We start from the raw sequence: 25,360 nt of genomic DNA on the forward strand, positions 1-25,360 counted from the left end.
GGTGTTGCTCCGTTCCTTGCTGCGGCTCTGCGGAGAGGTGCGGCGTTCCTGCGGCCAGGTCCTGTCGGACCTAGTGCCGTTCGACGAGCACCGCGCTGCCCTGCCCCACGCCGACGCACATGGTGGCCAGCCCGCGGGCCGCTCCCGTGCGGCGCATGCGGTGGAGCAGGGTGGTGAGGATGCGGGCGCCGGAGCAGCCGAGCGGGTGGCCCAGCGCGATGGCGCCGCCGGTGGGGTTGACCAGGCCGGGGTCGATGCCGAGCTGGTCGACGCAGGCGAGGGCCTGGGCGGCGAACGCCTCGTTGAACTCGGCCTCGGCCAGGTCGCCGACGCTCCAGCCGGCCCGGGCGAGGACCTTGCGGGTGGCGGGGACCGGGCCGATGCCCATCACGTCCGGGTGGACGCCGGCCGAGCCGCCGGCGACGTAGCGGCCCAGCGACTCCAGGCCCAGGTCGTTCAGGGCCTCCTCGCTGACCAGGAGGAGTCCGGCGGCGCCGTCGTTCATCGGGGAGGCGTTGCCCGCGGTGACCGTGCCGCCGGGGCGGAAGACGGGCTTGAGGCGGCCCAGCTTCTCCAGCGAGGTGTCCTCGCGGACGCATTCGTCGGCGTCGACGACCACGCCGTCGGGGCGCTCGACGGGGAGGATCTCGTCGTCGAAGTACCCGTTCTTGCGGGCCTCGGCGGCGAGGTGGTGGCTGCGCAGGGCGAACTCGTCCTGGCGCTCGCGCGCGATGCCGTACCGCCCGGCGACCTCCTCGGCGGTCTCGCCCATCGCCAGCAGTCCGTGCAGGTCCTTCATCGCCGGGTTGACCAGGCGCCAGCCGAGCCGGGTGTCGACGGTCTCGATGCGGTGCGGCAGTGCCTCGTCGGGGCGTGGCAGCACGAAGGGGGCGCGGCTCATCGACTCGGAGCCGCCCGCGAGCACGACGTCCGCCTCGCCCGCGGCGACGGTGCGGGCGGCGGTGGTGACGGCCTCCAGGCCGGAGGCGCACAGCCGGTTGACGGTGGCGCCGGGGACGGACTCGGGCAAGCCCGCGAGGAGGGCGGCCATCCGCGCGACGTTGCGGTTGTCCTCGCCGGCCTGGTTGGCGGCGCCCCAGTACACGTCGTCGACGCGGGCCGGGTCGAGGGCGGGCACGTCGGCGATCAGGCCCCGGATCACGGCGGCGGCGAGGTCGTCGGGCCGCACGGAGGACAGGGCACCGCGCAGCTTGCCGATCGGGGTGCGGCGGGCGGCCGCGAAGTGGACGGGACGCACGAGGGGACTCCTGACCGTCGTCGCCCGGCCGTCGGACGGCACGCCACCGCCGGACGAGGGGCACACGACATTAATTAGCACTGCTAGTTTTGGACTATAGACCGCCGGACGGCTCCCTGGGAAGATCCTCCGGTGACCTTCACCGACGCAGCCGGAGGAGCCATGGCCGAGGCCCGCGCACACGACCTGACCGGGACACGGGGACGGATCAGCGCCCGCGAGTGGCCCGCGGACCGGCCCAGGTACGTGGCGCTGCTGGTGCACGGCTACGGCGAGCACGTCGGGCGCTACGAGGAGGTGGCCGGCGTCCTGGCCGGACACGGCGCGGCGGTCTGGGGTCTCGACCACACCGGACACGGCCGGTCCGACGGCGAGCGGGTGCTGGTCGAGGACTTCGAGGACGTGGTCACCGACGTGCACTTCGTGGCCGCACGGGCCCGCGCCGCCCACCCGGACCTCCCGTTCGTCGTGATCGGCCACTCCATGGGCGGCCTGATCGCCTCCCGCTACGCCCAGCGCCACCCCGGCGGGCCGGCCGCGCTGGTGCTGTCCGGGCCGGTCATCGGCGAGTGGGAGCTGCCGCGCAGGCTGCTCGCCCTGCCGGAGATCCCCGACATCCCGATCAGCCCGTCCTCGCTCTCCCGGGACCCGGCGGTCGGCGCGGCGTACGCGGCGGACCCGCTTGTCTGGCACGGCCCGATGAAGCGGCCGACCCTGGAGGCCTTCGTCCGGACCCTGGGGAAGGTGGCCGACGACGGCGACGTCGGCCCGCTGCCCCTGCTGTGGGTGCACGGGGACGACGACCGCCTGGTGCCGCTGCCGGGCAGCCGCCCCGGCGTCGAGGCGCTGAGCGGCGGCGACCTGACCGAGCGGATCTATCCGGGCGCCCGGCACGAGTTGTTCAACGAGACCAACCGCGCCGAGGTCTTCGCCGACGTCACTCGCTTCCTGGACGGCGTGCTCGCCCGCTGACCGGGCGGCGCGTTTGCCGCTCCACCCCTCGGGCACCCGCGCCTACGCACGTACGCACGACGATCTGAGGGGCACCTCATGGCCGACGCCCTCGAACTCGACGCGCTGTGGGAGGACTTCCACCGCGTCGTGAACATGACCTCCGCGGAACTCGCGGACTGGCTCCGGGTACGCGACTCCGGTGAGCTGACCGAGCCGCTGCCCGACGACGCGGGACCGCCGCTCGGGCGGCACGTCCTGCAGATCCTGCAGAAGCGGCGCACCGACCTCACGGAGGACGACCTGGGCGCGATGCGCGACGTCGTGGACACCGTGACGGCGCAGGCGGACCTGGAGAACGAGCCCCGGTCCGACGACACCGCGCTCCGGCACCGCCTGATGACGGTCGGCCACGACCCGCTGAAGCCCTAGCCGTGAGCCCCGGCCGGCGGCAAGTGGTCCGCGCGCTCGTCGACGCGCACGGGCGGACGTACGCCGAGGAGGCGGGCATCCGGCTCAGGGACACCCCGCAGCCGCTGTACCGGCTGCTGGTCCTCTCCCACCTGCTGAGTGCCCGCATCCGCGGCTCGATCGCGGTGGCCACCGCGCGCGCCCTGTACGACGCGGGGCTGCGGAACCCGCGGCGCATGGCCGACGCCGACTGGCAGGAGCGGGTGGACGCCCTCGGCCGGGGCGGCTACCGGCGCTACGACGAGCGCACCGCCACCCAGCTCGGCGAGGCCGCACAGCTGCTGACCGAGCGGTGGGGCGGCGACCTGCGCCGGCTCCGCGAGGAGGCGGACGGCGACCTCGGCGAAGTACGGCGGCTGCTCCGGGAGTTTCCCGGGGTGGGTCCGACCGGCGCGGACATCTTCCTGCGCGAGGCCCAGCTGGTCTGGCCGGAAGCGGGCCCCACCCTTGACCGCAAGGCCCTCCAGGGCGCGGAACGCCTCGGTCTGCCGTCCGACCCGGACCGGCTGCTCGGCCTCGCCGGGACGACGGAACCGGCCGTCCTCGCGGCCGCGCTGGTGCGCGCGGCGGTGGACAAGGACGTCGCCGAGGACACCCTGGAACGCGCGGGCTGAGTCCGGCCGCCCGGCCCGGGTCATGTCACCCGGACAGCCCCGTGCGCTGGTGGGCCCGCGGCCGCGGTGATGCGCTGAGGACACCGTTCCCGTCCCAGGAGGCATCCCGCGATGAGCCGTCGACCGTCCCGCCCCGCCCGCCTCGTGGCCTCCGCCCTGACGGCGGGCGCGCTGCTGACCGCCGCGGCCTGCTCGGACGACGCCGGCGGGTCGGGCGCGGCCTCGGACACCGCCGCGGAACGGGCGCGGCCGGCCTCCCCGGCCGCCGAGCAGTCGATCGCGGCACAGCCCACCGGGTCCCCCAAGACCGCCCCCACCCTCACCGAGTCCGGCGCGAAGGCCGCGCTGCTCACGGAGGGCGACCTGGAGGGCGACTGGAACCAGGTCCAGGACGCGGACAAGTGGCGCGATCAGATGCTCGTCGGCGAGGTCGACGTGTCCGACTTCCTCACCGCCAAGACGGACGCCTCGGACTGCCAGGAACTCCTCGACGGGCTCTACGGCGAGAAGCTGCTGGGCGAGCCGTCGGGGCCGTCGGCGGTCACCGGCTTCGAGCAGGGCGACTCCCGCCTCCTGGACCAGGTGGCCGGCTACGACCGCGGCGGGCTGGACGACCGCCTGGAGTGGATGGACTCCCTGCCCCAGAAGTGCGACCAGTTCACCGCGACCGACTCCGAGGGCGAGAAGCGCACGGTCCAGGTGACCGAGGCCTCGGTGCCCGAGGTGGGCGATGCCCGCGCGGGCCTGCGCGTGACCGTGCAGGGGTCCACCGGCGGCGATCCGGCCACACTCAGCCTGGACGTGGCCGTCGTACGCGTCGGCACCTCCGCCCTGACCGTGACCGGCGGCGGCCTCGACGGCGACCAGGCCGACGCCGTCGAGCAGGGGGTGCGGCAGGGCACCGACCGCCTGAAGACCGTCCTGGACGGCGGGACGCCCTCCCCGCAGCCCACCCCCATGACCTGACCCGGGCTCCCGCACCCCGCCCCGCCCCGCGTACGCCGACACGGCGCGGGGCGGCGCCGCGTGCACGGATCCGGCGAAACCCGGACAGGGTGATCACCGGACGGCACAATGGTCGGCGGCGGACGGCGCATGCGCGAAGGAGCCCGAGACGTGAGCGAGAGCGACCCCGTACCCGGCGGGCGTCCGGGCGAGACCGAGCGGGCCACCGCGCTGAGCGGTGAGCTGTCCGGCCAGGGGGTGCACGGTGTCGTGCTGGCGTACGTCGACACGGCGGGGATCGCCCGGGTGAAGACCGTGCCCACCGCGCGACTCGCTTCGGCCGCCGCGTGGGGCGTGGGCATGTCCCCGGTGTTCGACACCTTCCTGGCGGACGACTCGATCGTCGCCACGGACGTCCTCGGCTCCCCCGACGGCGACCTGCGCCTCCACCCCGACCTGGACCGGCTGACCGTGCTGGCGGCGCAGCCCGGCTGGGCGTGGGCGCCGGTCGACCGGATCACGCAGGAGGGCGGGCCGCACCCGGCGTGCGCGCGCACCGTCCTGCGCCGGACCGTCGCGCACGCCGCCGAGCGGTACGGCGTCCGGTTCAAGGCCGCGATCGAGATCGAGTGGTCGGTGGGCCGGGGCGACGCGGACGACGGCGCCTTCGTCCCGGCCGTGTCGGGGCCGGCCTACGGCGCCGCCCGCCAGATCGGGCTCAGCAACTGCGCGGCCGACCTGCTGGCGGCGCTCGCGGCCCAGGGCGTGGACGTGGAGCAGTTGCACCCCGAGTACGCGGCGGGGCAGTTCGAGGTCTCGGTGGGCGCCCTCGACCCGGTGGCGGCGGCCGACCGCAGCGTGCTGGTGCGGCAGACGATCCGGGCCGTGGCCCAGCGGCACGGGCTGCGGGTCTCCTTCGCCCCGGCGGTCCTCGGGCAAGGCGTCGGCAACGGCGGGCACATCCACCTCTCCGCCTGGCGGGACGGGACCAACCTGCACGCCGGCGGCACCGGCCGGTACGGCATGACCGCCGAGGCCGAGTCCTTCGTCGCCGGGGTGCTGGGCCACCTGCCGGCGCTGCTCGCGATGACCGCGCCGAGCCCGGCCAGCCATCTGCGGCTCCGCCCCTCGCAGTGGGCGGGCGTCTTCACCGCCTGGGGCCGGGAGACCCGGGAGGCGGCCCTGCGGATCGTCACCGGGAGCGCCGGGGAGCAGGGCCGGGCGGCGAACCTGGAGGTGAAGCCGGTCGACCTGGCAGCCAACCCGTATCTCGCGCTTGCCTCGGTCATCGCCGCCGGACTGGACGGACTCGCGTCCTCCGCGCCGCTGCCCGAGGAGATCACCGGCGACCCGGCCCGGCTGGACCCCGCCGACGCGGTGGCCCGGGGGGTACGCAGGCTGCCGGTCTCCCTCGCCGAGTCGGTGGCGGCGTTCCGCGCGGACGACGTGCTGCGGACCGCGCTGGGGCCGGTCCTGGCCGACGCGGTGACCGCCGTACGGCGGGGGGAGATCGACGCGGTCGACGGGTTCGACGACGACCGGGTGGCGGCGGCCTACCGCTGGAAGTACTGACATGGCCGGCGGACCCGTCCACGAGAGCCTCGCCGCGCTGGAGCTGGTGGACCACCACTGCCACGGCGCCGTCACCGGCGATCTGGACCGCGAGGGCTTCGAGTCGCTCCTCACCGAGGGCGAGCGATGGCCCGGTGTGTCCCCCTTCGACAGCCCCGTCGGCATTGCCGTGCGCCGTCACTGCGCTCCCCTGCTGGACCTGCCGCGCCACGCGCCCCCGGACGCGTATCTGGCCCGGCGGTCCGAACTGGGTGCGGCCGAGGTGAACCGGCGGTTCCTGCGGGCCGCGGGCACGGGCGTGTTCTGCGTGGACACGGGCTACGCCCCGCACCGGGTGACCGGGCCGGCCGAGCTGGCGCGCGCCGCGGACGCCACCGCGTACGAAGTGGTGCGACTCGAGCAGGTCGCGGAGGCGGTGGCGGCGGGCGGAGTCGAGCCGGACGCGTACGCGGAGGCGTTCCGCACGGCCGCGTGGGAGGCGGTACGGCGGCCGGGAGTGGTGGCCGTCAAGTCGGTGGCGGCCTACCGGACCGGCTTCGGCCTGGACCCGGCCCGGCCCTCACCGGAGGAGGTCACGGGGGCGGCCCGGCGGTGGCTCGCGCGCGGCGGCCGGCTCGACGACCCGGTGCTCGTCCGGCACCTGCTGTGGACCGCGGTGGACCTCGGGCTGCCGCTGCAACTGCACACCGGGTTCGGCGACGGCGACATCCGCATGCACCGCGTGGACCCGACCCTGCTGACCGACTGGCTGCACCTCATCGCCGGCACCGTTCCCGTCCTGCTGCTGCACTGCTGGCCCTACCAGCGCCAGGCGGCGTACCTCTCGGCGGTCTTCGAGCGCGTGTACCTGGACGTGGGCCTCACCCTGCACCACGTCGGCCCCGCGCGGGCCGGCGCGATCCTCGCGGAGGCGACGGAGATCACCCCGTTCCGGAAGCTGCTGTACAGCTCCGACGCCTATGGTGTGGCCGAGTTCCATCACCTCGGGGCGGTCGCGTTCCGGCGGGGACTGGCGGGGCTGCTCCAGGAGCGGCTGGACGCCGACGAACTGTCCCTTCCGGACGCGCTGCGCCTGGCGCGCTGGGCGGGCCGGGACAACGCCCGCCGGGTCTACCGGCTGCCCGGAGGCCCGATGGACGACGGCTGAGCGGCGTGGGACCGGTCACAGTCCCGGAGCGCCGCCCGGGAAGCAGGAACGGCTGAAAGTATGATCAAGCGATGTCTGACATGACCGAAACCACGCCGGGCTGGCTGACGACCGACGAGCTGGAGATGGCACGTGCCCGCATGCCGATCCTGTACGTCGAGGCGGTGCCCGTCCGCGTCGACGACAGCGGCGAAGTCACCAGCGTCGGCCTGCTCCTGCGCATCGGCCCGGACGGGACGGTCAGCCGGACGCTGGTCTCCGGCCGGGTGCTCCACCACGAGCGGGTCCGGGACGCCCTCCTGCGCCACCTGGAGAAGGACCTCGGCCCGGTGGCGCTGCCCCGGGTGCCGTCCTCGCTCCAGCCGTTCACGGTGGCCGAGTACTTCCCGACGCACGGTGTGACGCCGTACCACGACCCCCGGCAGCACGCCGTCTCCCTGGCCTATGTGGTGCCGGTCACCGGTGACTGCCGGCCCCGGCAGGACGCGCTGGACCTGGTCTGGTTCGACCCGCGCGAGGCCCTGTCGGAGGCGGTGCGCAGTGAGATGCCGGGCGGGCACGGGGTGCTGCTGAAGCAGGCGCTGGCGCATGTGGGCTGCGTGGACTGAGCCGCGGGTGGCGGCGTGCGGCCGCCACCTCGCCCGCACGCGAAGAGGGCCTTCGCGGACTGCTGTCCGCGAAGGCCCTTCGCCGTGTCGGGACGACAGGATTTGAACCTGCGACCCCTTGACCCCCAGTCAAGTGCGCTACCAAGCTGCGCCACGTCCCGTTGCCCGTCTGACCTGGGGTTTCCCCCGGCCGAACGCGCAGGAAAACCATACCGCACTCGGGCCCGTGGTCGCGCATCGCTTTTCCGGGGCGGGCACCGCGGTCAGCACTTCTCGGCCCGGGACGGCTGGGTCTTCCGCGCCGCCCGTCCCGAGCCGGCCGCGGCCGCGTCGACCCGTACCAGGCCGCGCACCGCCGGTATCAGGAGCAGGGCCGCGCAGACGCCGAAGCTGGTCGCGCCGGAGACGAGCAGCACGTGGTCGGCGCCGAGGGCCGAGGCGGCGGGCCCGGCGAGGGCCTGGCCGACGGGCATCATCGCGAGCGAGCCCGCGACGTCGTAGGCGTGGATGCGGTTGAGTACGTCGGGCGGCACCTGGGTCTGCACGCTGGTCGCCCACATCACCCCCCAGAAGGACATCCCGGCCCCGGCGACGGCGGCGCCCGCGGCCATCAGGGGGACGCCGAGCCCGGCGCCGACACTCGCCGGGAAGGCGGCGAAGCCGACGAGGGCGATCGCCCCGGCGCGGAGCATGCGGCGGGGCCGCAGCCGCAGCGCGACGAGGCCGCCGACGACGGTGCCGGCGCCGAGGGCGGAGTTGACCAGGCCGTAGGCGCGGGCACCGTGCTCCTGGACCACCTCGGTGGCCACGAGGGGGACCGTCGGGCCCCAGACGGCGATCATGTAGACGCACCAGACGGCGATGACGCCCCACAGCCACCGGCGGGAGCGGAATTCGTGCCAGCCCTCGACGAGGTCGGCGCGGAAGGCCTTCGTCCGCGGGCCGGTCGCGGTCCGGCCGCCCGGGGCGAGCGGGGGCAGCCGGAGCAGCAGCAGGCACCCGGCGCTGACCGCGTACGTGGTGGCGTGGGCGGCGAAGACCCCGCCGGGTGAGGCGAAGCCGACCAGGAGGCCGGCCACGGCGGGACCGGCGAGCTGGGCGGCGGACTCGGCGACGCGTATCGCGCCGTTCGCGCCCTGGATGTCGGCGGCCAGGCGGGGCACGGTGCTGGCGACGCCGGGCTGGAAGACGGCGCTCGCGACACCGTTGACGAACCCGATGGCGCACATCTGCCAGAGCACGACGTGTCCGGAGAAGAAGAGGACGGCGGCCGCCGCCTGGGTGCCGAGCCGCACCAGGTCCGCGCCGATCATCAGCCTGCGGGTGCTGAAGCGGTCCGCGAGGACTCCGCCGAAGACGACGAGTCCGGCGAAGGCGGCGGCGGTCGAGGCCATGGCGAGGCCGACCGCGCCCGCCCCGTACCCGTGCTGCAGCAGACCGGCGGCGAGCGCGACGGGCAGCATGGTGTCGCCCAGCCGGGCGATGGCCCGCGCGGCGAAGAACAGCGCGAAGTCCCGCGACCAGACGGCTCGCGCCGCCGTCGCCCCCTCGTGCGTGGACTGCGAGGCCGTCCCGCCCATCCCGCGCTCCCCTCCCCGGCCGCGCCGTACGTCCGACAGCCGGAGCCCCCCTCCGGCCCCGGCTGCCACGCGTGTCCCCGGATCATGCCACGGGGCACCGACAACGCCCGAGGGGTTTTTCTAGCTCCCGGCCGGCAGCCCCAGTCGTGGATGGGCCTCCAGGAGGCGGGTCGGGGCCGCCTGCCGCCAGGAGTCGGCGAGGATGTCGCGCAGCTCGTCCTCGCCCTCCAGGGCCGCGAGCCGGGCCCGGACCCAGGCGAACTGCGCCTCGTGACCGGCGATCCAGAACTTCCCGGGCTCGGCCAGCACCAGTTCGTCGCGCTCCTCCTTGGGGCAGCGCACCGCGATGGAGGTCTCGTCCTCGGGCAGCGTGGCGAACATCTTCCCCGCGACCCGGAACGTGGGCATGCTCCAGGCGGTCTTCTCCGTGGTGTCCGGCAGGGACAGGGCGACACGGCGTACGTCTTCTGCGTCCGGCATGCCAGGCACGCTATCCGCCGCCACTGACAATCACCCGGCGGCGGCGGGGACGCCGACCTGCTTGTAGTAGAGCGTCGTCGGGCGCAGCTCGCCGCCCGGGTCCGCCGCGTAGCCGGGGATGGTGCCGGCCCGGGTCCACCCGGCGGAGCGGTAGAGGTGTTCGGCGGGGCTGCCGGTCTCGGTGTCCAGGTGGAGCAGGGTGAGGCCAGCGGCGGCGGCCGACTCCTCGGCGGCCGTCAGCAGCTCCCGGCCCACGCCCCGGCCGCGGACCGCGCGGGACACCATGAGCTTGACCAGTTCGGCGCGGTGGCGGCTGTTGGGCTTGTCGGGCAGGGCGAGGCTCACGGTCCCGCACACCCGCTCCCCCTCGTGCGCCACCCAGACGGCCAGCTCCCCGGCGGCCACCGCGCGGACCCTGGCCCGCCACCACGCGAGCGCCGGGCCGCGTTCCAGCGGCGCGAGGAAGCCGACCGACGCGCCACCGTCCACGACGTCGGTCAGCAGGTCCGCCAACTCCTCCAGCAGCGCGGCCAGTCGGTGCTCGTCGACGCGGCTGACGATCACGGCAGCACCACCGCCAGTACGTAGCGCGCCTCCTGCGGGCCCGCGCAGCGGAACCTGGTCGGCCCCCACACCCGCATCCGCAGGCAGTCCCCGGTGCCGAGGTGGTGCGCCACGTCCTGGGCGGTCACCTCCAGCGCGCCGCCCAGCACCCAGACGTGCTGTTCCAGGCCGGGGACGGGCGGCCGGTCGTAGGCGATGTCGGCGCCGGGGGCGAGCCGCCCCTCGACCAGTTCGCCGCGCAGTCCGGCGTGCGGCGGGGAGACCGAGCGGCGCACGAAGCCGGCGGTCCTGTCCTGCCACCGGGGCTGCTCGTCGGCCCGTACCAGCAGCGCGGGCTCCGCCTCGACCTCGCCGAGCAGCCGCGACATGGTCCGGCCGTAGACCGCGCACAGGCGGTTCAGCTGGGCGGCGGTCGGGCTGGTCTCCGCACGCTCGGCCCGGGACAGCGTGGACCGGCTCACTCCGCTGCGCTCCGCCAGCTCCCCCAGCGACCAGCCGTGCTCGGCCCGCAGTTCGGCGAGGCGGGCGGCGAGCCGGGCATCCACGAGGTCGGGAGCCCCGTCTACCCCTCCGTCGGCGTCTCTCATATCAGGGACGTTATCCCTGATATGAGACATGCACGTTACGGAAGCCTCACGCCCGGGCCACCTCGTCGAGCGCGTCGAGCACCGGCCGGATCAGCGGGTGCTCCTCGGCCCCCCGGCGTACGGCCGCGAAGACCCGGCGGGTGGGCGCGACCCCGTCGACCGGGCGGACGACCACGCCGGTGAGGTCGGTGCCGTGCAGCGCCGAGCGCGGGACCAGCGCGACACCCGCGTCGGCCGCGGCGAGCGAGACCACCGCGCGGAAGTCGTCCGAGGAGTGCTCCAGGCGGGGCTGGAACCCGGCGCTCTCGCAGGCCAGCACGACGACGTCGTGGCACGGGTTGCCCGGGTAGGGGCCGATCCAGGTGTCCTTGGCCAGCTCCGCGAGCGGCACCTCGTCCGCACCGGCGAGGCGGTGGGCCAACGGGACGACCGCGTCGAAGGGCTCGGCGTACAGCGGGACGTGGGTCAGCCGCGGGTCGTCGGCGGGCGGCGCCCCCCGGTACTCGACGGCGACGGCCACGTCGACCTGCCGGTCCAGGACCATCGGCAGGCTGGCGTCGCCCTCGGCGTCCTGCACGCGGATGCGGATGCCGGGCGCGGTCTCGGCGAGGCGGGCCAGCGCGGGCGCGACCACCAGGGCGATACCGGTCGCGAAGGAGGCGACGGTGACGGTGCCGGCGGCGCCCGAGCCGTAGGCGGCGAGTTCGGCCTCGGCCCGCTCCAGCTGGGCGAGGACGGCGTTGGTGTGGCTCAGCAGGATCTCGCCCGCCGGGGTGAGCCGTACGCCCTTGGCGCCGCGCTCGACCAGGCGGTGGCCGGTCTCCTGCTCCAGGGCGGCCAGCTGCTGGGAGACCGCGGAAGGGGTGAGGTACAGCGCGGCGGCAGCCGCCGTCACGGTGCGGTGGTCCGCCACCGCTCGGAGGATGTGCAGCCGCCGCGCTTCGATCACGGGATCGATTCTCTCAGGTCACCGGCGTTTCACGCGGCGAGCTGCTCCCGGGCCGCGACGAAGGCGTCCACCGCGCGGTTCACGTCGGCCGTGGAGTGCGCGGCGGAGAGCTGGACGCGGATACGGGCCTGCCCCTGCGGCACGACCGGGTACGAGAAGCCGATGACGTAGACGCCGCGCTCGAGAAGCAGCTCGGCCATGCGGCCGGCCTCGGAGGCGTCGCCGATCATCACCGGGGCGATGGCGTGGTCGCCGGGGAGGACGTCGAAGCCCTCCTCGGTCATCCGGCTCCGGAAGAGGGCCGTGTTCTCGGCGAGCCGGACGCGCAGGTCGTCGGCCGACTCCAGCAGGTCGAGGACCTTCAGAGAGGCGGCGGCGATGACCGGGGCCAGGGTGTTGGAGAAGAGGTAGGGCCGGGACCGCTGGCGCAGCAGGGCGACGATCTCGGCGCGGGCGGCGACGTAGCCGCCGGAGGCGCCGCCGAGGGCCTTGCCGAGGGTGCCGGTGATGATGTCGACGCGATCCATGACGCCGTGCAGCTCGGGGGTGCCGCGGCCCCCGGGGCCGACGAAGCCCACGGCGTGCGAGTCGTCGACCATGACCATGGCGCCGTAGCGGTCGGCCAGGTCGCAGATCTCGTCGAGCGGGGCGACGTAGCCGTCCATCGAGAAGACGCCGTCGGTGACGATCAGCTTGCGCCGGGCGTCGCCGGCCGCCTTGAGCTGGGCCTCCAGGTCGGCCATGTCGCGGTTGGCGTAGCGCAGGCGCTTCGCCTTGCTGAGGCGGATGCCGTCGATGATCGAGGCGTGGTTGAGGGCATCGGAGATCACCGCGTCCTCGGGGCCGAGCAGGGTCTCGAAGACGCCGCCGTTGGCGTCGAAGCAGGAGGAGTAGAGGATCGTGTCCTCCTGGCCGAGGAACGCGGAGAGCCGGGCCTCCAGTTCCTTGTGCACCTCCTGGGTGCCGCAGATGAAGCGGACGGAGGCCATGCCGTAGCCCCAGCGGTCCAGCGCCTCGTGGGCGGCGGTGACGACCTCGGGGTGGTCGGCGAGGCCGAGGTAGTTGTTGGCGCAGAAGTTGAGGACCTCGCCGGGGCGGCCGCCCGCGGTGACGTTCACCGTCGCCGACTGGGGGGTGCCGATCACGCGCTCGGGCTTGTGCAGACCGGCGGCGCGGATCTCGTCGAGGGTGGCGCGCAGGTCGTCGCGCACGGAGTCGAACATCTCAGAAGCTCCTAGGAGTACGTACGGGTGGGCGCGGTGGCTCACGCGGTCCAGTCGAGGATGACCTTGCCGCCCCGGCCGCTCGCGGCGTCGGCGAACGCGGCCTCGAAGTCGCGGTGGGAGTACCGGCCGGTGATCACGGGGGCGAGGTCGAGGCCGCCTTCGAGCAGCACCGACATGGCGTACCAGGTCTCGAACATCTCGCGGCCGTAGATGCCCTTGACGGTGATCATCGAGGTGACGATCCGCGCCCAGTCGACGGGGAACTCCTCGGCGGGCAGACCGAGCATGGCGATCCGGCCGCCGTGCGTCATGTTGGCGATCATGTCGCGCATCGCCTCGGGGCGGCCGGACATCTCCAGGCCGATGTCGAAGCCCTCGCGCAGGCCGAGTTCGCGCTGCCCGTCGGCGATGGTGGCCTGGGAGACGTCCAGGGCGAGGCTCACCCCGACCTTGAGCGCCAGGTCCAGGCGTTCCTTGCTGACGTCGGTGATCACGACGTTGCGTGCCCCGGCGTGCCGGGCGACGGCGGCGGCCATCAGGCCGATCGGTCCGGCGCCGGTGATCAGCACGTCCTCGCCGACCAGCGGGAAGGACAGAGCGGTGTGCACGGCGTTGCCGAACGGGTCGAAGATCGCGGCGACGTCGAGGTCGACGGGGACGCGGTGCACCCAGACGTTGCCGGCGGGCAGGGCGACGTACTCGGCGAACGCCCCGTCGCGGCCGACGCCGAGCCCGACGGTGGCGCGGCACAGGTGGCGCCGGCCGGCCAGGCAGTTGCGGCACTTGCCGCACACCAGGTGCCCCTCGCCGCTGACCCGGTCGCCGGCCTTGATCTCGGTGACGTCCCGGCCGGTCTCGACGACCTCGCCGACGAACTCGTGCCCGACGACGAGCGGGGTGCGGATGGCCTGCTGCGCCCAGCCGTCCCAGGCCCGGATGTGCAGGTCGGTGCCGCAGATGCCGGTGCGCAGCACCTTGATGAGGACGTCACCGGGTCCCACGACGGGCTCGGGCACGTCCGCGAGCCACAGACCGGGCTCCGCCTTCTCCTTGACCAGCGCCTTCAACGCTACGGCTCCTGACGGGTGAGACCCCGGGACCGCGCACGCCGAAGCGGCCCGCGTCCGGGGAGGGGAGGGGATCGCACTGCAATCTGCCGTACGACACCGCCCCGGGTCCATCGAGCCTTTCTTAAGCCCGGCCGCAGCTTTCCTTCACGCCGCCCGCCCGCCGTCCCGCGTTCTCACAGCGGGAGCCCGTCCTGCGCGCTGCGCTCGATGCGGCGGACGAGGTCGGCCGCCGTCGACTTGATCGTCGCCAGGCCCGCCGTGCCCCAGGTCCGGGGCCGTACGTCGGCGGCGGAGACCGTGCCCAGGACGGTGCCCGTGCTGTCGATGAGCGGGGCGCCGAGGTAGGAGCGGATGCCGAACTCGTCGACGACCGGGTTGCCGGCGAAGCGCGGGTAGTCGCGTACGTCCTCCAGGACCAGGGCCTTGCGCCTGACCACCACGTGCGGGCAGAAGCCGTGGTCGCGGGGCTGGACGCGGCCGAACTCCGGGCTGGTCCCGTCCCCCCGGGTCACCGGCGGGATGTCGGGGACCCGGAGGCCCGCGAAGAACTGCCCGCCCTCGACCAGGAAGTTGACCATCCCGTACGGGGCCTCGGCGAGCCCGGCGAGGTGCGCGGCGAAGGTGTCCAGTGCGGGGTCGGGGCGTTCCACCAGACCGAGCAGGCGCAGCCGTCGTACCCGGGCGGGGGCCTCCCGGTCCTCGGGGGTGAGCAGCAGGCGTCCGGCCGGGCGCGGCGGGTCGTAGGTCATGGGCGGGCTCCGGCGCCGTACCCCGTGGTGGGGGCCGGCGTGTGGGCGATGAGATGGCGTACGAGGGTGAGCAGGGTCTGCACACCGGAGCTGGAGATCCGGGCGTCGCAGCGCACGATGGGGATCTCGGGGTGCAGGTCCATGGCGGCGCGCACCTCCTCGGGGTCGTAGCGGTGGGAGCCGTCGAACTCGTTGATCGCGACGACGAAGCCGAGGCCGCGTTCCTCGAAGAAGTCGACGGCGGCGAAGGACTCCTCCAGCCGGCGGGTGTCGGCGATGATCACGGCTCCGAGCGCGCCCTCGCACAGCTCGTCCCACATGAACCAGAAGCGTTCCTGGCCGGGCGTGCCGAACAGGTACAGGACGTGCGCGGGGTCGAGGGTGATGCGGCCGAAGTCCATGGCCACGGTCGTTTCGAGTTTGTTCTCGATTCCGTCGAGGTTGTCGGTCGCGGCGCTGACCGTGGTGAGCAGTTCCTCCGTGCTCAGCGGCGCGATCTCGCTGACGGCGCCGACGAAGGTCGTCTTGCCGACGCCGAATCCGCCCGCCACGAGGATCTTCAGGGCGGTGGGGAACGGGTCGGCGCCTTCGCCGTGGACGTGGTCAGAGCTGTCGTCGTAGTCCATCGAGCACTGCCTCCAGAAGGGCCCGGTCCGTGGGGTTGTGGTGGAACGCGGCGGGGGGTTTGGTGGTCAGCGCGCCGCAGTCGACGAGGTCCGAGAGCAGCACCTTGGTGACCGCCACCGGCAGCCGCAGGTGCGCGGCGAGTTCGGCGACGGGGAGCGGCGCCCGGCACAGGTCGAGTACCTGCGTGTGCTCGGGTCCGAGGTAGCCGAGGGGGGTCGTCCCCGTGGCCATCACCTGGGACATCAGGTCGAGTGCGACGGTGGGCCGGGTACGGCCGTTGCTGACGGTGAAGGGGCGCACCAGCCGTCCGGCGGCGTCGTCGAGCCAGGGCCCGTCGCCGGCCGCGGCCACCCTCAAGGCCTCATCGCCGGTGGTTCGACGGCGTGCTGCCGGGGCGCGGTGGCCAGGTAGGGGCGGACGCTCTTGACCAGCATGGCCATCTCGTAGCCGAGCACCGCGGCGTCGGCCTCCCGGCCGGCCAGGACGGCGAGGCAGGTGCCGGATCCGGCGGTGGTGACGAAGAGCAGCGTCGAGTCGAGTTCGACGACGACCTGTCGCACGTCCCCGCCGTCGCCGAAGCGGACGCCGGCGCTGCGGCCGAGGGAGTACAGGCCGGAGGCCAGGGCCGCCATGTGGTCGGCGCTGTCGGCGTCGAGACCGTGGACGGACTTCACCAGGCCGTCGCAGGACAGGAGCACCGCGCTGCTCGTGTGCGGAACGCGCTGGACGAGGCCGCTCATCAGCCAGTCGAGGTCGGACACTTGGCCGGTCGGCGCATCGCTCGCCATGGTGGATCGACTCCTTGGGGTACGAAGATCTGTGGGGGCGTTCATCCGGACTGGTCCCGGGGGGTCGGCTCCAGGTGCGGTGCGGCCGGGTGGGGTGGCGCGGTGGGGGCGGGCGCCGTGTGGACGGAGTCCGTGCGGACCGGCTCCAGGGAGGCCGGTTCCCGGTGCTGCTGGGCCTCGGCGAGGCCGATGCCCCGCTGGAAGGCCGCCATCAGGCCGGGGTCGTGACCGGTGTACCGCTCGGGTTCCTGGCGCGGTGCCGGGCCGCCGCGCAGTTGGGGTGCGAGGTGCTCCTGGGCGCGGCGGCGGGGCAGTTGGGGTTTGCCCATGGTGCCGCGCACCGCGCTGTGGCGCGGGACGGGCGGGGTGGCCGCGTGTTCGGCGATGACACCGCGCTCGTCGGGGCGTACGCCGGGGACGGCGGCGGCCGGGGTGGGCCGGTTCTGCCGTGTACCGCGCACGGGCAGCGGCAGGGGTTCGCCCTCGGCGGCGGGGCGGCCCCGGGCGGGGCGGGGCACCGCGGGCGCGGTCGTGGCGGGTGCGACGGCGGTCGGTACGACGGTCGTTGGTCCTGCGGCGGGGGTGGCGGGGGCCGCCGGCACCGTCGGCGCCGGTGCCATGGGCGGTGGCTGCTGACGGGGCGCCGGTACGGGGACCGGTTCGGAGGCGGCCGCCTCCGGCGGCCGGGCCGTGCCGCCGGGGAGCCGGCCGGGTTCCGTGCCCAGCAGAGCCTGCGGGACGACCAGTACGGCCTGGACACCGCCGTAGATGTTGGTCTGCAGCCGGACGGTGATGCCGTGCCGCTTGGCGAGCTGGGAGACGACGAACAGGCCGATGCGGCCGTCCGCCAGCAGGTGGGCGACGTTGACCTGGTCGGGGTCGGCGAGCAGGGCGTTCATCCGGGCCTGCTCGGCGGTGGGCATCCCGAGTCCGCGGTCCTCGACCTCGACGGCGAGGCCCGAGGTGACGAGGCTGGCCCGCATCAGCACCTGGGTCTGCGGGGCGGAGAACAGGGTGGCGTTCTCGACGAGTTCGGCCAGCAGGTGGATGACGTCGGCGACGGCGTGGCCGCGCAGGGTCCCGTCGATCGGCGGGACCAGGCGGACCCTGGAGTACTGCTCGACCTCGGCGATGGCCGAGCGGAGCACTTCGGTCATGTCCACCGGATTGCTCCACTGCCGGCGGGAGACGGCGCCGCCGAGCACGGCGAGGTTCTCCGCGTGGCGGCGGATGCGGGTGGCGAGGTGGTCGACGTGGAAGAGGCCCTTGAGGAGGTCGGGGTCCTCGATCTCGTTCTCCAGCTCGTCCAGGATGGAGATCTCGCGGTGCACCAGTGACTGGAGGCGCCTCGCGAGGTTGACGAAGACCTCCAGCTTCTGTTCGCTGCCCGCCTGGCTGGAGAGCTGGGCGGCCCGGACGACGGCGGTGACGGCGCCGTCGTGGGCGCGGGAGAGGTCGGCGGCGAGCAGTTCGAAGTCGTCGGCGTCGGCGGGCGGCCCGCCGCGCGGTTTGCGCCGGGGCGGCGGCTCGCCGCGGCGCAGCGCCTCGACCACGGCGCGCAGGTCGCCCTCCTGACGTGCGGCGCCGCGGCGCAGCGCGCCGACGCGTTCGTGCACGGAGCGGGCGGCACGGTCGGCTGCGACGGCGGCGATGACGACGGCCGCGGCGGTCACCGAGATGGCGCCGGCGACCACGGCCCACAGGACGGGGCCGGGCCGGATGCCGGTGGAGCGGACGGTGAACAGGACGACCGCGCAGCCGCTGAGGGCGACCGCGACCGGCGGCAGCACGGCAAGACGCAGGAGTTGGGGCCGTATGTGGGTCTCGGGCAGCGCGGGGGTGGTGCGGGGGGCCGGCCGGCCGTGCCGCCCGCCCTCGCGGCGGTCTGCTCGCGCGGCCGGGGCGCGGAGGTGAGACATCGGGGTCCTCGTACTGGTCCGTCGGTCTGGGTGCTCGCGCGTGGTGACGGAAGTGCCACGCGGGCAGGCGACGGCACGCGGGCACGCGTCATCGCTGCGTCGACCGACCGGACCGGGGGACCCGGCCCTACGTCGCCCGACGGACACTGACAGTAGTCGCCTGCCCCTCATGTGCGGTGGGCAGTTGCCAAAGTCCCCCGGGCAACGTCCTGCTCTGGTATGAGCCCTCGTACGACAGCCCGATAAGCCGGTGAAGCACCCGCTCCGGAAGGGCCGAAGACCGGTCGGACTCGATCAGAAACAGTCACTGTCGGTAGTGGAATTCGCCCCTCAGCTCTGCTGGGTCTGCCTTCCCGGCCCCGCCGTCCTTCCGCGGCTCCTCGCCGCCGATGACGCCGACATGGCGCAGGACGACGGCGGAGAGGAAGGCGAGCAGCAGGGTGCAGACCGCGGCAACGAGCATGGCGGTGTTCAGACCCGAGGTGGCCGCCTCCTTCGCCGTCTCGAACCAGCCCTCCGGCAACCGCCGTGCCGACGAGGCGGCGCCCGCGAGACTGTCACCGGCTGTTTCGGCGACGTCGGACGGCGTACCGGCGGGGATCTCGCCGTCGACGCGACGGCGGTAGACCGCGGTGGCCAGGCTGCCCAGGATCGCCACGCCCAGCGCGAGACCCAGTTCCTGCACAGTCTCCGACATCGCCGAGGCCGATCCCGCCTTCTCCGGTGGTGCGGCTGCCACCACCAGGTCCGTGCCCAGGGCGGCGATCGCCCCCAGCCCCAGGTAGACGAGTCCGAAGCCGATCACCATCTGGGCGACCCCGCCCGAGGCGTCGACCCGGCTCAGCAGCACGTAGCCGACCGTGGACAGCGTCAGCGTGCCGGCCACCACGATGCCCGGGGGGACCCGGCGGGCGACGAGCGGCGCCCCGATCGCGGCCAGGAACATCATCAGCGCCGGCGGCCCCATCCACAGCCCGGCCTCGACCGGGGAAAGCTCCTCGACGAACTGCAGCTGCTGCGTGATCAGCAGCATGGCGCCGCCGACGCCGACGAGGCCGATCAGCAGCACGCTCAGCGCGGCGCTGAAGGTGCGGTCGGTGAAGAGACGCACGTCCAGCAGAGGGCTCGCGAGCCTGCCCTGCCGCTTGACGAACACCACCGCGAACACCACGCCGATCACCGCGCCGCCGATCGTCGCGACGTCCGGTCCGTCCTTGGCGAACCGCTTCACCGCGTAGATCACCGGCAGGATCGCCACCAGCGACAGGACGGCACTGAGCAGGTCGAAGCCTCCGCTGTGCGGCGCCCGGTACTCCGGGATCAGCAGGGGTGCGGCCACCAGCAGCACCACGGCGACCGGGACCGCGAGGAGGAACACCGAGCCCCACCAGAAGTGGTTCAGCAGCGCGCCGCCGACCACCGGACCGAGCGCCATGCCGAGCGCGAAGCTTGTCGCCCAGACGCCGATGGCCAGCGAGCGCTGGCGTTCGTCGCGGAACATGTTGCCGATCAGCGCCAGGGTCGACGGCATGAGGGTGGCCCCCGCGATGCCGAGGGCGGCCCGGGCGGCGACGAGCATCTCGGCACTGGTGGACCAGGCCGCCGGCACGGAGACGATGCCGAAGGCGGCGGCCCCGATCATCAGCAGCCGGCGCCTGCCGATGCGGTCCCCCAGGGTGCCCATGGTGATCAGGAAGCCGGCGATCAGGAAGCCGTAGGCGTCCATGATCCACAGCTCTTCGATGCCGCTGGGGCGCAAGTCCGCCGCCAGGGAGGGAAGTGCGAGGTACAGCACGGTGACGTCGAGGCCCAGCAACACGGTGGGCATCGACAGGACGGCCAGGCCTCCCCACTCCCGGGCACCGGCCCTGCGTAAGGTCGTCGTGCTCATGGAACTCCCCCTTGGCGTCCGGTCCGGAACCTTCGCCGCCACACTGCCGACCGTCACGCACGATTTCCTGAGGGTCACGCGCGGATACACTGCGGGGCATGCGTTACGGGGTGCTCGGCCCGCTGGCCGTCTGGGACGCCGAGGGCCGGCCGGTCAAGGTCCCCGAAGCCAAAGTGCGCGCCCTCCTGGCGGACCTGCTGGTGCACGGCGGCGGCCCCGTGCCGGCGGACCGGCTGATCGACGACCTGTGGGCGGGGAAACCGCCGGGTGGTTCGGCCAACACCCTGCAGACCAAGATCTCCCAGCTGCGCCGTGTGCTGGGCCGCGAGCAGGTGGTCCGCGAGCCCGCCGGCTACCGGCTGCCGCTCGCCGACGGCGCGCTCGACGCGGCACGCTTCCAGGAGCTGGCCGAGCGCGCCCGCGGTCAGGCGGAGCCGGCGGCGCGGGCGAGCCTGTTCGCCGACGCGCTCGCGCTCTGGCGCGGACCGGCCTACGCCGACGTGGCCGAGTCCCTCTTCGCCCGCGGGGAGGTCGCCCGCCTGGAGGAGCTGCGCCTCGGCGTCGTCGAGGACCGGGCCGAGGCACTGCTTGCGCTCGGCGAGCACGCGGCGCCGGCGGCGGAGCTCGGTGAAGTGGTGTGCCGTCACCCGCTGCGGGAGCGGCTGCGCATGCTCCACATGCGCGCGCTCTACCGGGCCGGGCGGCAGGGCGACGCGCTGCACGGCTTCCAGGAGTTGCGGCGGCACTTGGCGGAGGAACTGGGGACGTCGCCCGGACCGGAGGTCTCGGCGCTGCACGAGGCGATGCTGCGTCAGGACCCCGGGCTGGCCGCGCCCGTCGTCGGCGCGCCCTCCTGCCGCACCAACCTGCCCACCCCGCTGACCCCGCTGATCGGGCGGCGCGGCGCGGTCGAGACGGTCCGCGCCCGGCTGAGTCCCGGTGGGGGCAGCCGCCTGGTCACGCTCACCGGTCTGGGCGGGGTGGGCAAGACCCGGCTGGCGATCGCCGCGGCGCGGGACATGACCGGGCGGTTCGCCGACGGCGTGTGGCTTGTCGAGCTGTCCGGGCTCGGCGCCACCGCCGGCCGCGACGACATCGCCGAACGCGTCATCACCACCCTCGGCCTGTGCGACACCGCGTCGACCGAGCCGGACCTCGACGACCTGGTCAGCTGGCTGTGCCGGGCGGTGGCGGGCAAACAGCTGCTGATCCTGCTGGACAACTGCGAACACCTGGTCGAGCCGGTCGCCCAGCTCGCCGGGGCCATGCTGTCGGCGGTGCCCGCGGGGCACCTGCTGGTCACCAGCCAGGAAGCCCTCGGCATCCCCGGCGAACTGGTCCATCCGGTGCCCCCGCTCTCGTTGCCGGAGCGCGCCGACGCGGAGGCGGCAGCCCGGTCGGGCGCCGTCGAGCTCTTCGTGGCACGAGCGGCGGCGGCCACGCCCGGCTTCACACTCGACGCGGACAACGCGGCGGCCGTCTCCGCCATCTGCCGCCGCCTGGACGGGATTCCCCTCGCCCTGGAACTGATGGCGCCCCGGTTGCGGACGCTGAGCGCGGACGAGCTGGCCGCCTGCCTGGAGGACCGGCTGACGCCGCCCGCGGTCCGGGTGCGCGGGCTGCCGGAGCGGCAGCGGACACTGCGCAGCATGCTCGACTGGAGCTGGCAGCTGCTCTCCCCGGACGAGCAGACGGTGCTGCGACGCCTCGCCGTGCACGCGGACGGCTGCACCCTGCCGTTCGCCGAGACGGTCTGCGCCGACACGGACCTGGGTGCCGACCGGGTGGCCGACCTGCTGGCGCGGCTGGTGGACCGCTCACTGGTGGTGCGGGAGGGGAACCGGTTCCGCCTGCTGGAGTCGGTGGCCGCCTACTGCGGGGAACGGCTGGCGGAGGCGGGCGAGGAAGCCTCCGTCCGGGCGCGGTTCGTCCGCTGCCACACCGAAGTGGCGGAGCGGGAGGCCGAGTCGCTGCGCGGCCCGGACCAGCGCCGCTGCCTGGAACGCCTGGACGCGGAGACCGTCAACCTGCGCCGTGCCCTCGACCTGGCGGTCGCCGCAGGCACCCCGGCGTACGCGGTGCGCCTGGTCAACGCGCTGACCTGGTACTGGTTCCTGCGCGGCCGGCTCACCGAGGCCCGCAGGTCGCTCCACACGGCGCTGGCCGCGGACGGCGAGGCAGGTGCGAACGGCGAGGCAGGCGAGGCAGCGCGCCTGGCGGCGCGGGCCTGGCTGACCGGCATCGAACTGCGCGGTTCGTCGGCGGAGGCGGCGCCGGTGCTCGCCGCGGACGTGGACCCCGCGTCGGGCGTCGTCGACCCGGTGCTGCGCGGGCGGTTGCGGTGTTTCGTGGGCACCGGGCTGTTCGGCCACGGCCGGCACCGGGAGGGACTGCGTCTGCTGACGGCGGGTCTGGCCGCCGCACGGGGCTCCGGAGATCGTTGGGCCGAGGCCGCCGCGCTGGTCGAACTGGCGCTGCACACGCCTGCCGAGGGCCGCCAACGGGCGGAACTGGGGGCGGCGTTGTTCCAGGAGGCGGGCGATCGCTGGGGACAGCTGCGGGCCACCCGGGCGCTCGCGCTCGTGGCCGAACGCGACGGGGACCGGGCAGGGGCCCAACGGCTGTACCGCTCGGCGCTGCTGATGGCCGAGGAACTCGGGCTGTGGACGGAGGCGGTGGAGACCCTGACGTGGCTCGGCGGGACCGCGCTGGCCGGCGGCGACGCCCCGCAGGCGGCAGAACTGTACGAGCGCGCGCTGGCCTTGGCGGCCGAGCGCGCCTACGGCCGGGGCGAGGCCCGCGCGGAGATCGGCCTGGGCCTCGCCGCGCGCCTGCGCGGCGACCGGGACGCCGCACGGCGCCACCTGAACCGTGCGCTCGCCAAAAGCCCCTCGGCGGACCACGCCGCCGAAGCGGCGGCCGCGCTGGCGGAACTGGATCTCACCCCCCAGGTGTGACGCTCTCCGCGGCGCCCGCGGCCGCCGACCGGAGGTCCGCCGCCTCGTCGCTCGGACACCGGGCCTCCGCCACAGAGGGAGGCCGCTTCATCCGGACCGTCCCGCCACGCCCGTCCCCGACCGACGTGGGGAAAGACGCGGCGAAAGACGCGCTGAACGCGATGACCGCCACAGCCGGACTGGGGGCCGAGGTTCGGCGGTGTCGGCGTTTCAGCCATTTCCTGCCCGCGGCCGCTCCAAGCCGGACCAGGGTTCCCGCGCCCGTATGACCGGCTGACACAGGAAACAGCGGGCTCCCCAGCACGACCGAATGACGTGTGTTCGATATCGCGATCGCGTCGTTGGACATCACGACTCAGCCGCAGCGACCGTCCTAGGGGGAACGATGACCTCGGCCATTACGCAGGACCAGCCACCGCAACCGGACAAGGAGACCGCACCGGACGACGAAACGCAGGACGCCGGTGTTCGAGAGGAGGAGTACCTCTACCGCGACGCCTCACGACTCCAGGCCGGCTCCCTGCTGACCTCCCGCACCATGGCGCGGCGCCTGCCGTCCCTCGTGCGGCGCTCGGTTCGAATGGCCTGGAGCGTCGACCGCGGCGCGACCATCGGACTGCTGGTGTGCCAGATCGCGACCGGCGTCCTCGCGGCTCTGGGCCTCCTGGCCGTCACGGGCACGATCACCGCCCTGATCTCCTCGGGGAACATCGCCGAGCGGCTGTGGGACGCCGCCCCGCAGCTGGCCGTGATCGCCGTCGCCACCGGTCTGCGCGCTCTGCTGGGCATCACCGTGGTCTGGCTGACCGGGCGTCTGCGCCCGGTCCTCGGGCGGGCGGCAGAGCTGACGATGATCGAGGCCGCGCTCGGCGCGGAACTCGCCGCCAACAACAAACCCGGCTACAACGACGCCTACGACATCGCCGACCGCGGCGCCCAGGTCACCCCCGACCTCGTCGAGGAAGCGCAGGACGTGCTCGCGGCGACCGCCACGCTCGCGGCCGGCGCCGCGGTCCTGACCGTCCTGCACCCCCTCCTCCTGCCCCTTCTCTTCCTCGCCTGCCTGCCTCAGGCCGCCGCCTACGTCCGCTCCGCCCGCGTGATCTACCTCGCCGGACTCGAGACCTCCGGCCGGCGCCGGATGCTGGGCAAGCTGCGCTGGCACATGGCCTACCAGGAGTCCAGTGAGGAAATGCGCGCCTGCCTGGCCGGCCCCTTCCTCATCGGCCGATACCGGCGGCTGGCCGACTCGGTCAACGCCGCCGAACGCAAGGCCGCGAACACCGGGGCCTGGATGGGACTGGCCGGAGCCGTGGCCGGCGGGCTCGCCTCGACCGCCGTGTGGGCGGCGCTGCTGTGGCTCCTGGCCTCGGGGCGGATGGGCCTGGCGGCGGGCGGTGGCGCCGTCTTCGCCCTCCAGACCGCCACCGGCTCGGTGCGCGGCATCATCAACGGCGGCGCGCGCCTGGTGCGAACCGGCTGGTACGTCCAGGACTGGCAGAACTTCCTCGACAACGCCCACGGCCAGGCCATGACCGACTCCCGTGCCACCGCGCCCGTTCCCACCGCTCCAGAGCGCTTCGAGGTCCGCGACGGCACATACCGCTACGACGGCGCGCCCAAGGACAGCCTGAGCAACGTCTCCCTGCACGTGCGGCGCGGGGAGATCGTGGCTCTGGTCGGGGAGAACGGCTCCGGCAAGACGACCCTCTCGCGCCTGCTGTGCGGGCTGCTGCTGCCCACCGAGGGCAACGTGGCCTGGGACCACGCGTCCACCGCGGACCTGGACCCCTGGGGGTCGTGGGAGCACGTCGCGCTCGTGCCGCAGAAGTTCACCTACCTCCCGCTCACGATGCGCGACAACATCACCTTCGGGCAGGGCGACGGCAGCGACGCGGCCCTGCTCGCCGCCTGCGAGGCGTCCGGCGCCGCGGAGATGCTCCCCGGACTCCGCTCGGGCCTCAACACCCTCCTGACCAGCGAGTGGTTCGGAGGACAGCAGCTCTCCGGCGGCCAGTGGCAGCGTCTCGTCCTCACCCGTGCCTTCCACCGGCAGGCGTCGCTGCTGGTGATGGACGAGCCCACGGCCGCCCTCGATGCCCGCGCCGAGCACCGGATCTTCGCCGGCCTGCGCGAACTGGCCAAGGACCGCGCGATCCTCCTCATCACGCACCGGCTCACCAACGTGGCCGTCGCCGACCGGATCGTGGTCCTGGACCGTGGGCAAATCGTCCAGGAAGGGACCTACGCACAGCTCACCCAGCAGCCGGGGCTGTTCCGCAGTCTGTGGGAGCTACAGCGCCGGATGAGCGGCGATACCCCCACATCACCCTGCCCACGCCAGGCCACCGCCGCGCCGGGCGCCTAAACCGAACCGACCCGCTGCCGAACCACCTTGCCCCCGTAC

At 74.1% G+C, this 25,360-nt stretch carries 23 protein-coding genes and 1 tRNA gene; 9 read left to right on the top strand and 15 right to left on the bottom strand.

Annotated elements, in window-relative coordinates:
- Nucleotides 1–70: 70 nt before the first annotated feature.
- Nucleotides 71–1,258 (bottom strand): thiolase family protein, encoded by a 1,188-nt coding sequence (locus tag ACGF3J_RS29360; protein ID WP_161330221.1) that lies wholly within the window; start codon nt 1,256–1,258, stop codon nt 71–73.
- A 162-nt stretch (nt 1,259–1,420) separates the two neighbouring features.
- Here ACGF3J_RS29360 and ACGF3J_RS29365 point away from each other — a divergent pair, with 162 nt between their 5' ends.
- The 7 genes from ACGF3J_RS29365 (at nt 1,421) to ACGF3J_RS29395 (ending at nt 7,566) form a co-directional block, all read left to right on the top strand.
- The gene (locus ACGF3J_RS29365) at nt 1,421–2,230 is read left to right on the top strand and encodes an alpha/beta hydrolase (RefSeq protein ID WP_393855221.1); all 810 of its coding nucleotides are present in this window, start codon (nt 1,421–1,423) and stop codon (nt 2,228–2,230) included.
- Nucleotides 2,231–2,308: 78 nt separating this feature from the next.
- Nucleotides 2,309–2,641 (top strand): DUF3140 domain-containing protein, encoded by a 333-nt coding sequence (locus tag ACGF3J_RS29370; protein ID WP_393855109.1) that lies wholly within the window; start codon nt 2,309–2,311, stop codon nt 2,639–2,641.
- A gap of 2 nt (nt 2,642–2,643) precedes the next feature.
- On the top strand, nt 2,644–3,294 hold the full coding sequence (locus tag ACGF3J_RS29375) for an endonuclease (protein ID WP_393855110.1): 651 nt from the start codon (nt 2,644–2,646) through the stop codon (nt 3,292–3,294).
- Nucleotides 3,295–3,405: 111 nt separating this feature from the next.
- Nucleotides 3,406–4,260, top strand: coding sequence for a hypothetical protein (locus tag ACGF3J_RS29380; protein ID WP_393855111.1), 855 nt, complete (start codon nt 3,406–3,408; stop codon nt 4,258–4,260).
- A 150-nt stretch (nt 4,261–4,410) separates the two neighbouring features.
- Nucleotides 4,411–5,811, top strand: coding sequence for a glutamine synthetase (locus ACGF3J_RS29385; protein ID WP_393855112.1), 1,401 nt, complete (start codon nt 4,411–4,413; stop codon nt 5,809–5,811).
- A 1-nt stretch (nt 5,812) separates the two neighbouring features.
- Complete coding sequence (locus ACGF3J_RS29390; protein WP_393855113.1) at nt 5,813–6,958, top strand: amidohydrolase family protein; 1,146 nt, start codon at nt 5,813–5,815, stop codon at nt 6,956–6,958.
- An 80-nt stretch (nt 6,959–7,038) separates the two neighbouring features.
- Nucleotides 7,039–7,566 carry an NUDIX hydrolase family protein gene (locus ACGF3J_RS29395; RefSeq protein WP_161332608.1) on the top strand — a complete coding sequence of 176 codons (528 nt, stop codon included), beginning with the start codon at nt 7,039–7,041 and terminating at the stop codon, nt 7,564–7,566.
- A gap of 87 nt (nt 7,567–7,653) precedes the next feature.
- Here the strand turns inward: ACGF3J_RS29395 and ACGF3J_RS29400 are convergent.
- The 14 genes from ACGF3J_RS29400 to ACGF3J_RS29465 all read right to left on the bottom strand — a co-directional run bounded on the left by ACGF3J_RS29400 (nt 7,654) and on the right by ACGF3J_RS29465 (nt 19,996).
- A tRNA-Pro gene (locus ACGF3J_RS29400) sits at nt 7,654–7,727 on the bottom strand.
- A 102-nt stretch (nt 7,728–7,829) separates the two neighbouring features.
- Complete coding sequence (locus ACGF3J_RS29405; RefSeq protein ID WP_393855114.1) at nt 7,830–9,146, bottom strand: MFS transporter; 1,317 nt, start codon at nt 9,144–9,146, stop codon at nt 7,830–7,832.
- Between the two features lie 120 nt (nt 9,147–9,266).
- Nucleotides 9,267–9,626: an MmcQ/YjbR family DNA-binding protein gene (locus ACGF3J_RS29410; protein WP_161332599.1), complete on the bottom strand. Its 360-nt coding sequence runs from the start codon at nt 9,624–9,626 to the stop codon at nt 9,267–9,269.
- A 30-nt stretch (nt 9,627–9,656) separates the two neighbouring features.
- A complete protein-coding gene (locus ACGF3J_RS29415; RefSeq protein WP_393855115.1) occupies nt 9,657–10,190 on the bottom strand; it encodes a GNAT family N-acetyltransferase in 534 nt (177 codons plus the stop codon).
- Nucleotides 10,187–10,777 carry a helix-turn-helix domain-containing protein gene (locus tag ACGF3J_RS29420; RefSeq protein ID WP_393855116.1) on the bottom strand — a complete coding sequence of 197 codons (591 nt, stop codon included), beginning with the start codon at nt 10,775–10,777 and terminating at the stop codon, nt 10,187–10,189. Before ACGF3J_RS29420 ends, ACGF3J_RS29415 begins: the two co-directional genes overlap by 4 nt.
- Before the next feature lie 46 nt (nt 10,778–10,823).
- Nucleotides 10,824–11,726 carry a LysR family transcriptional regulator gene (locus ACGF3J_RS29425; protein ID WP_393855117.1) on the bottom strand — a complete coding sequence of 301 codons (903 nt, stop codon included), beginning with the start codon at nt 11,724–11,726 and terminating at the stop codon, nt 10,824–10,826.
- A 29-nt stretch (nt 11,727–11,755) separates the two neighbouring features.
- Nucleotides 11,756–12,949 carry a glycine C-acetyltransferase gene (locus ACGF3J_RS29430; RefSeq protein WP_393855118.1) on the bottom strand — a complete coding sequence of 398 codons (1,194 nt, stop codon included), beginning with the start codon at nt 12,947–12,949 and terminating at the stop codon, nt 11,756–11,758.
- Nucleotides 12,950–12,990: 41 nt separating this feature from the next.
- Entirely contained in the window at nt 12,991–14,019 is a 1,029-nt protein-coding gene (tdh, locus tag ACGF3J_RS29435) for an L-threonine 3-dehydrogenase (RefSeq protein WP_161332604.1), read from the bottom strand.
- 176 nt (nt 14,020–14,195) lie between these two features.
- Complete coding sequence (locus tag ACGF3J_RS29440) at nt 14,196–14,771, bottom strand: GAF domain-containing protein (RefSeq protein WP_365644345.1); 576 nt, start codon at nt 14,769–14,771, stop codon at nt 14,196–14,198.
- On the bottom strand, nt 14,768–15,397 hold the full coding sequence (locus ACGF3J_RS29445; RefSeq protein ID WP_161332606.1) for an ATP/GTP-binding protein: 630 nt from the start codon (nt 15,395–15,397) through the stop codon (nt 14,768–14,770). Before ACGF3J_RS29445 ends, ACGF3J_RS29440 begins: the two co-directional genes overlap by 4 nt.
- Nucleotides 15,375–15,749: a DUF742 domain-containing protein gene (locus ACGF3J_RS29450; protein WP_161332607.1), complete on the bottom strand. Its 375-nt coding sequence runs from the start codon at nt 15,747–15,749 to the stop codon at nt 15,375–15,377. The genes ACGF3J_RS29445 and ACGF3J_RS29450 overlap by 23 nt, the downstream gene beginning before the upstream one ends.
- 2 nt (nt 15,750–15,751) lie before the next feature.
- Entirely contained in the window at nt 15,752–16,186 is a 435-nt protein-coding gene (locus ACGF3J_RS29455; RefSeq protein WP_122616453.1) for a roadblock/LC7 domain-containing protein, read from the bottom strand.
- Nucleotides 16,187–16,227: 41 nt separating this feature from the next.
- The gene (locus ACGF3J_RS29460; protein ID WP_393855119.1) at nt 16,228–18,105 is read right to left on the bottom strand and encodes a sensor histidine kinase; all 1,878 of its coding nucleotides are present in this window, start codon (nt 18,103–18,105) and stop codon (nt 16,228–16,230) included.
- A 304-nt stretch (nt 18,106–18,409) separates the two neighbouring features.
- Nucleotides 18,410–19,996 (bottom strand): MFS transporter, encoded by a 1,587-nt coding sequence (locus ACGF3J_RS29465; RefSeq protein ID WP_393855120.1) that lies wholly within the window; start codon nt 19,994–19,996, stop codon nt 18,410–18,412.
- A 98-nt stretch (nt 19,997–20,094) separates the two neighbouring features.
- Between ACGF3J_RS29465 and ACGF3J_RS29470 the strand changes: the two genes are divergently transcribed.
- Together ACGF3J_RS29470 and ACGF3J_RS29475 are read left to right on the top strand one after the other, a co-directional pair.
- A complete protein-coding gene (locus ACGF3J_RS29470) occupies nt 20,095–22,953 on the top strand; it encodes a BTAD domain-containing putative transcriptional regulator (protein WP_393855121.1) in 2,859 nt (952 codons plus the stop codon).
- Nucleotides 22,954–23,338: 385 nt separating this feature from the next.
- Entirely contained in the window at nt 23,339–25,321 is a 1,983-nt protein-coding gene (locus tag ACGF3J_RS29475; protein ID WP_393855122.1) for an ATP-binding cassette domain-containing protein, read from the top strand.
- The last annotated feature ends 39 nt before the right edge of the window (nt 25,322–25,360 follow it).

Origin of the sequence: Streptomyces sp. NPDC048171 (assembly GCF_043202655.1) — a bacterium.
Taxonomy (GTDB): Bacteria; Actinomycetota; Actinomycetes; order Streptomycetales; family Streptomycetaceae; genus Streptomyces.

Bases quoted from the DNA above. Each gene is read 5' to 3' on its own strand.
- ACGF3J_RS29445 (WP_161332606.1), bottom strand. From the start codon at position 15,397: ATGGACTACGACGACAGCTCTGACCACGTCCACGGCGAAGGCGCCGAC.
- ACGF3J_RS29455 (WP_122616453.1), bottom strand. From the start codon at position 16,186: ATGGCGAGCGATGCGCCGACCGGCCAAGTGTCCGACCTCGACTGGCTG.
- ACGF3J_RS29395 (WP_161332608.1), top strand. From the start codon at position 7,039: ATGACCGAAACCACGCCGGGCTGGCTGACGACCGACGAGCTGGAGATG.
- ACGF3J_RS29410 (WP_161332599.1), bottom strand. From the start codon at position 9,626: ATGCCGGACGCAGAAGACGTACGCCGTGTCGCCCTGTCCCTGCCGGAC.
- ACGF3J_RS29460 (WP_393855119.1), bottom strand. From the start codon at position 18,105: ATGTCTCACCTCCGCGCCCCGGCCGCGCGAGCAGACCGCCGCGAGGGC.
- ACGF3J_RS29390 (WP_393855113.1), top strand. From the start codon at position 5,813: ATGGCCGGCGGACCCGTCCACGAGAGCCTCGCCGCGCTGGAGCTGGTG.
- ACGF3J_RS29405 (WP_393855114.1), bottom strand. From the start codon at position 9,146: ATGGGCGGGACGGCCTCGCAGTCCACGCACGAGGGGGCGACGGCGGCG.
- ACGF3J_RS29440 (WP_365644345.1), bottom strand. From the start codon at position 14,771: ATGACCTACGACCCGCCGCGCCCGGCCGGACGCCTGCTGCTCACCCCC.
- ACGF3J_RS29430 (WP_393855118.1), bottom strand. From the start codon at position 12,949: ATGTTCGACTCCGTGCGCGACGACCTGCGCGCCACCCTCGACGAGATC.
- ACGF3J_RS29470 (WP_393855121.1), top strand. From the start codon at position 20,095: ATGCGTTACGGGGTGCTCGGCCCGCTGGCCGTCTGGGACGCCGAGGGC.
- ACGF3J_RS29465 (WP_393855120.1), bottom strand. From the start codon at position 19,996: ATGAGCACGACGACCTTACGCAGGGCCGGTGCCCGGGAGTGGGGAGGC.
- ACGF3J_RS29420 (WP_393855116.1), bottom strand. From the start codon at position 10,777: ATGAGAGACGCCGACGGAGGGGTAGACGGGGCTCCCGACCTCGTGGAT.
- ACGF3J_RS29475 (WP_393855122.1), top strand. From the start codon at position 23,339: ATGACCTCGGCCATTACGCAGGACCAGCCACCGCAACCGGACAAGGAG.
- ACGF3J_RS29365 (WP_393855221.1), top strand. From the start codon at position 1,421: ATGGCCGAGGCCCGCGCACACGACCTGACCGGGACACGGGGACGGATC.
- ACGF3J_RS29380 (WP_393855111.1), top strand. From the start codon at position 3,406: ATGAGCCGTCGACCGTCCCGCCCCGCCCGCCTCGTGGCCTCCGCCCTG.
- ACGF3J_RS29370 (WP_393855109.1), top strand. From the start codon at position 2,309: ATGGCCGACGCCCTCGAACTCGACGCGCTGTGGGAGGACTTCCACCGC.